Genomic DNA, 6,000 nt, shown 5'->3' with positions numbered 1-6,000 from the left:
CCCCCCCCCCCCCCCCCCCCCCCCCCCCCCCCCCCCCCCCCCCCCCCCCCCCCCCCCCCCCCCCCCCCCCCCTTCCCGAGCAGAACCCGGCCTACCGGATACATCGGTGACAGGAGTTCAGACGCGAGCTCCTCCGATCCGCGGGAGCGGCGAGGCCCGGCGAGGCGGCCGCGCCGCTGCCCGCGGCGGCGGCCGCCGCGATCGCGGCGGCAAGAACGGTTCTGCGCGAGGTGTGCATGGTCATACGACTCCTGTTCGCAGGGAGCGCGACAGACGGGGTGGGGACTGTTCGAGCGGTGCGGCTCGGCGCCCACTATCGCTCGCGGTACCGGCTCATCGCCATACATCCGGGCCGACTCGCGGACACTTACATTGGTCTCGACCACTGGCGCCGCCTGCGGTGATGCCGTTCCGCGGTGGGAACGCCCGTACGCTGGCCGCATGAGTGACCTCCGCTCGGCCGCAGCGGCCCTCGCGGCCGCGCCGCCCTCCTGCGGGCCGGTGCGGCTGGTCGCCGTGGACGGGCACGCGGGGTCGGGCAAGACGACGTTCGCCGGGCTGCTCGCGGCGGAACTCGGCGGCGCGCCCGTCCTGCACCTGGACGACATCGCCACGCACGAGGAACTGTTCGGCTGGCTGCCGCGGTTCGTGCGGCAGGTCATCGTGCCGCTGTCGCGTGGCGGCGAGGCGCGCTACGCGCCGTACGACTGGGTGGCGCGCCGGTTCGGCGCACCCCGCGTCCTCGCTCCGGCGCCGTTCGTGCTGGTGGAAGGGGTGGGCGCGGGCAGGGCGGGGCTGCGGCCGTGGCTCGCGGCACTGCTGTGGATGGACCGGGCGGCTGACGCCTCCTGGCGGCGCGGCAGGCACCGCGACGGGCCCGGCCTCGGTGACTTCTGGGACGGCTGGACGCGCGCCGAGTCGGACCACTTCGCGGCCGACCCGTCCCGTCCGTTCGCCGACGCGCTGGTGCGCGAGGTGCCGGACGGGTACGAGGTGTCGCCCGTCGGCGGCGGGGCGCTGGGCAGCGCCGGCGGGGCGCCGGAAGAGTCCCGCGATACCACGCGCACGGCACCTTCCCCTCACTCACGGTGACGCAGGCGTGTCGCGGCACCGCCCGGCCGGGCCCCGCCGCCCGGGTGCCGGGGCCCGGCTTGACCGGGGGGTGCGACTGGTCTTACGTTCTGAATGTGCAGCTTTCACCGGCTGCCGCAGACGCGAAGCCCCCGGTCGTTCCCCCGTGATCGGGGGCTTCGTTCTGCCCCGGTGGGCCCAGGCCCGCCCGAGTCGCCCTCACCCTCGGTGATCATCCACATTCCCCGTGGTGATCCGGATGGCGCCTAGCGCGCGATGACCGAGCGGATCCGGGAGAGTTGCCGGGAGACCTCCCCCGCCTCCGCGGTCTTCTCCCGGTCCGAGCCGTCGAAGACGCCGACGAGCTTCTCCTTGCCGCGCGGGGCGACGGTCATCACCGGGCCGCCGGAGTCGCCGCCGGCGGGGATGCCGGACACCTTGGCCATGCAGAAGTCGGAACCGCCCGGCGCGGTGAACCCGTCACACCGGGGGTCGTCCGGCCGCACCACCCGCAGCCTCGACTGCTTGAGCACGGGCGACTGGCAGGCGTTCTCGTCCCCCGTGCAGGTGGCGCCCCACCCGTACTGCCGCACGGCCTCCCCAGGGTGGACGCCGGACGTGGCCAGGCGCGCCGTGCGCACCTTCATCGGCGGGACCTTGACGAGCATCATGTCGGCGTGAGCGCTCCCCACGAGCCCGCCGGGCACCGGGCGGACCGTGGCGCCCTTGCGCATGTCGAGGCTGCCGACCCTGAACGAGACGCGTTTGACGGAGACCTGCTGGCCCTGCTCGAAGAAGCAGTGCGAGGCGCTGATGATCCATCGTTTCGCGATCGCCGTACCGGTGCATGCCGGCTTGCCGTCGATCAGCATGCGCACCGCCCACGGGCCGTAGGTGCTCCTCGCCCCACCGATGACGGCTGAAGCCGGCGCGACCGACATGACGGAAACCGTCATCAGGAACAGGCCGGTAAGCAACAGCACACGCATTCGACGCACCATTAGAACAGCTCCTTGTCGCAGGGCTACACGGGCACTTTTGAGGGTGAGATACCACCCGGGTCGAAAAGGTTCACGCACGGAACGCCGAAATTCGGCCCTCGGCGCCGGGGGTTCTCGGCTGTTACAAGGCAGCGACACAACTCCGATGAACGGCTTGCGGATTCGTGTCGTCATTTCCGGTGAAGGCGCCGGAATCCACGCGGATTTCGTTGTGCCAAAGGCTGTTCTCACCTCGAAGGAGCAGATCTGTGATCGTTTCGAAGCGGCGTTCCCTGCGCACGGCCGTCGTGGGCGTGCTCGGCGCGGCCTCCCTGGCCCTCGCGGGCACCGCGATGGCGGCCACCCCGGCAGCGCACACCTCCCCCGCGTCCCACGCCGGCCCGCGGGCCGTGTCCGCGAAGGCCGCCATCACGGCCAAGCCGTCGGCGTCCTCCGTCCGCGCCTGGCAGCTGTTCCGGGTCACGGGCCGGACCACCGGACTCAAGGCCGGCAGCAAGGTGACCCTCCAGCAGAAGCAGCACGGCAAGTGGGTCAGCCTGCCCGCGTCCATGAACACCTCGCGCGACGGCTCCTACTCGCTCGGCGTCAAACTCGGCCTGAAGGGCAAGAACGACCTGCGCATCGTCAGCGGCACGACGGCATCACCCGTCTTCAGCGTGACGGTGCGCTGAGAGCACCGAACCCGCGGTGCCCGTCCGCCCGCCGGCGCGGACGGGCACCGCGCATGCGCGGCGGTGGTTCATGCGGACACCAGTTCCAGCGCCTGCTTCAGGTTGTACTCGGCGATGCCGGCCATGAAGGCCCGGTCGGGAAAGTCACCGTCGAGCAGCCGCAGCGGTCCCGCGGTCAGCGAGAGTCGCTGTGCGAGCGTGTAGAGCGCGAGCCGATCGTCGTCCAATCCGGCCGCCGACAGCGGCTGGTATGCGTCGTGCAGGCGGATCCGCAGAAACACGTGTTCCCATTCGACGTCGAAGTACATCAGTCCCTCGATGTCGATCAGCACAGGGTTCCCGTCCGCGTCCACCAGCACGTGGTCCGGTCCGAGTTCGCCGTGCACGACGGCGTACTCCTCGCGTGGGCCCACCGCCGCCGCCAGGCCCAGCAGCCGCTCCCCAAGCCGGTCGCGGGCCTCCGCGACCCGCGCATCGCGCGAGGCCGCCTCGGCGAGGTCCCGCAGCGCCCGATCGAGAACGACGCCCTCGCACGACGTGCCACGTGATCGCTCCCCTTCGTCCACCACGGCGACCTTGCCGTACGCGGGTGCCAGGTGGCCCCGCATCGCCTCCAGTGACTCCGAGAGCCTGGCCATGACCGGCGAGGCCGCGCGCCTGTCGCGCGCGAGCAGGTCCTCCAGGTTCTCGCCCTGAAGATCCTCGACGATCGCGAGGCCCGCGGAGCGGTGGGCACCGTCGCGGTCGATGAACCGGAGCGCCGGGACCCGGACGCCGAGCGCCTCCAGCCGCGCGTGCGCGGCCTGGAACAGATCGATTCCGGAGCCCGGCGAGAAGGGGTCGGTGAGATCGTCGTCGCCCTTGGCCGCCGGCCAGTAGTTCTCGGCGTCGCTCCACAGGTAGGCGACGGCCGTCGTGGCGTCATCCATCACCAGGCGGTACACGCCCTTCTTGCTGCCGCCCACGAGACGCTCGACCGCCTCCAGCCGCCGTCCGCCGCCCAGGGCGTTCCGCGCCGCACCCGCCAGCTGCTCCCGCGTCGCTGCCCTGCGTGCCACTTTCCCTACCGCCTTCCCACCGCGACAACCCGCGCACCCTACGGGCGCGTCCGCGCGGAAGCGACGGGTTTCTTCGCCTCGCAGGACATCACTCGTGGTTCGGCAGGGCTTCGGTGTGCGTCGTGTGCGCAGGTACGATGCACTGCGGTGCGGTCAAATGCCGTTCACCAAGAGGTGGTTCAGCAACGGCCGACGGGCAGCCGCCCGCCGGGACACCGCGGGGCACGGTGTGGGTGGGGGCCTGGATGGACATCGGCACGCAGGGCACGGCGGCGCCGGCCGACCTGGCGTGGGTGCGTGGCGTCGACGCGTACACCATGGGCGCGTACCCGCAGGCCGAGGAGGAGTTCAAGGCCGCGGTGCGGCTGGATCCCGGCATGGCGGACGGCTGGCTCGGGCTGCACGCGCTGCGGGTGGACACGTCCACCGCGCTGCTGCGGATGTACGCGGCACGCGATCGCTTCGGCGAGCAGCGCGCCCTGCACGGCCGCACTCTCAACTCCTGGTACTGGCTCGGCTGGTGGGTCCAGCCCGTGCTGGAGACGGTGCGTGACCTGCTGCTCGCGCACGCCTCGCACTGGCTGGACGGGCGCAGGGTGCCGGAACTCGACCACGCGCTCGCCGGGCTGCCGCCCGCGGAGTCGGATCCTCAGGTCAGGTTCCTGCACGCCTGCCGCGCCTACCTCGTCAAGGACTGGGAGCTGCTGGCACGTTGCACCGACCCGCTGCTCGACGATGCGCAACTGGGCACGGAAGCGGGTCTGTTCGGGGGCATGGCCAGGGTGAGGCAGGAGATGTACGGGCAGGCGGAGCCGCTGCTCGCCACCGCTCTCATGCGGTGCCGCAGCGAGCAGCCGCAGCGCAAGGAGCTGCGGTACTGGCTGGCCCGCGCCCACGAGGGCACCGGGCGCAGCGCCGCCGCGCTGCCCCTGTACCGCGCCGTGCACCGGCTCGACCCGTCGTTCATGGACACGGCCGCGCGGCTCGCCGCGATCGCGGACTCCGACGGGTACGAGGCCGTCGCCGACGGCGCGTACGACCTTGCGGATCCCGCGGGCGCCGTGCCGCTGGCGCTGGCCGGCCCCGGCGCCGAGGCGCTGTCCGAGGCGCGCGGCGAACCCGACGCGGTGCTCCCCCTCGACCCGCGGTTCGGCGGCGGTGTGCCGGGCGCCGCGGGGCCCGCGGTCTCCCCCGACGAGATACGCGAGCGTACGGTGCCTCCGCCGCGGCAGCCCTCCCCCGCGGACTTCCCCGGCGCCCCGACGGACCCGGCGCTGCTGGCCGACGCGCTGGCGGAGCTCGACCGCATGGTCGGCCTCGAACCGGTGAAACGGCAGGTGCGCGCCTTGTCGGCGCAGCTGAACATGGCACGTCTGCGGGCAGGCGAGGGGCTGCCCGTCCAGCCGCCGAAGCGGCACTTCGTCTTCCTCGGCCCGTCGGGCACGGGCAAGACGACGGTGGCGCGGATCCTCGGCCGGGTGTTCTACGCCCTCGGGCTGCTCGGCGGTGACCACCTGGTGGAGGCGCAGCGCGCCGACCTCGTCGGCGAGTACCTCGGCCAGACGGCCGTCAAGGCGAACGAGCTGATCGACTCGGCGATCGGCGGGGTGCTCTTCGTGGACGAGGCGTACAGCCTGTCCAACGCCGGGTACAGCAAAGGCGACGCATACGGCGAGGAGGCCCTCCAGGTGCTCCTGAAGCGTGCCGAGGACAACCGCGACGACCTGGTGGTGATACTCGCCGGCTACCCGGAGGGCATGGAGCGGCTGTTCGCGGCGAACCCCGGCCTCTCGTCCCGGTTCACCACGCGCGTCGACTTCCCGAGCTACCGTCCGCTGGAGCTGACCGCCATCGGCCGGGTGCTCGCCGCGGACGGCGGCGACGCGTGGGACGAGGAGGCACTCGACGAGCTGCGCTCCATCAGCGGCCACGTCGTCGGCCAGGGCTGGATCGACGACCTCGGCAACGGGCGCTTCCTACGGACGCTGTACGAGAAGAGCTGCGCCTACCGGGACCTGCGCCTCGCGGGCTACCCGTCGACGCCGACCCGTGACGACCTGTCGACCCTGCGCCTGCCCGACCTGATGCAGGCCTACGGCGAGGCGCTGTCCGGCCGGGACACGGCGACCGGCCCCGAGTGACCGGCCGGGGCCGGCCCGAGTGACCGGCCTGCCCGGGGCCGGCCCCGGGCAGGCGACG

5 protein-coding genes are annotated in these 6,000 nt (G+C 72.7%); 3 read left to right on the top strand and 2 right to left on the bottom strand.

Annotated features, from left to right (window positions below; all coding sequences use genetic code 11):
• Window positions 1–441 precede the first annotated feature (441 nt).
• Window positions 442–1,092, top strand: coding sequence for a uridine kinase family protein (locus JFN87_RS20360; protein ID WP_245180585.1), 651 nt, complete (start codon window positions 442–444; stop codon window positions 1,090–1,092).
• Window positions 1,093–1,337: 245 nt separating this feature from the next.
• On the opposite strand, the gene JFN87_RS20355 is transcribed toward JFN87_RS20360, so the two are convergent.
• Entirely contained in the window at window positions 1,338–2,072 is a 735-nt protein-coding gene (locus JFN87_RS20355; protein ID WP_209341960.1) for a S1 family peptidase, read from the bottom strand.
• 251 nt (window positions 2,073–2,323) lie between these two features.
• On the opposite strand from JFN87_RS20355, the gene JFN87_RS20350 reads away from it, so the two are divergent.
• Complete coding sequence (locus tag JFN87_RS20350) at window positions 2,324–2,743, top strand: hypothetical protein (protein WP_372449260.1); 420 nt, start codon at window positions 2,324–2,326, stop codon at window positions 2,741–2,743.
• A gap of 68 nt (window positions 2,744–2,811) precedes the next feature.
• On the opposite strand, the gene JFN87_RS20345 is transcribed toward JFN87_RS20350, so the two are convergent.
• Window positions 2,812–3,801: a phosphotransferase gene (locus JFN87_RS20345; RefSeq protein WP_209341958.1), complete on the bottom strand. Its 990-nt coding sequence runs from the start codon at window positions 3,799–3,801 to the stop codon at window positions 2,812–2,814.
• A 245-nt stretch (window positions 3,802–4,046) separates the two neighbouring features.
• Here JFN87_RS20345 and JFN87_RS20340 point away from each other — a divergent pair, with 245 nt between their 5' ends.
• Window positions 4,047–5,942: an AAA family ATPase gene (locus JFN87_RS20340; protein ID WP_209341957.1), complete on the top strand. Its 1,896-nt coding sequence runs from the start codon at window positions 4,047–4,049 to the stop codon at window positions 5,940–5,942.
• Window positions 5,943–6,000 lie beyond the last annotated feature (58 nt).

Origin of the sequence: Streptomyces montanisoli, assembly GCF_017813245.1 — a bacterium.
Taxonomy (GTDB): Bacteria; Actinomycetota; Actinomycetes; order Streptomycetales; family Streptomycetaceae; genus Streptomyces; species Streptomyces montanisoli.
The sequence above is the reverse complement of the archived record's forward strand: the minus strand, read 5'-3'. Positions and strand labels throughout refer to the sequence as shown.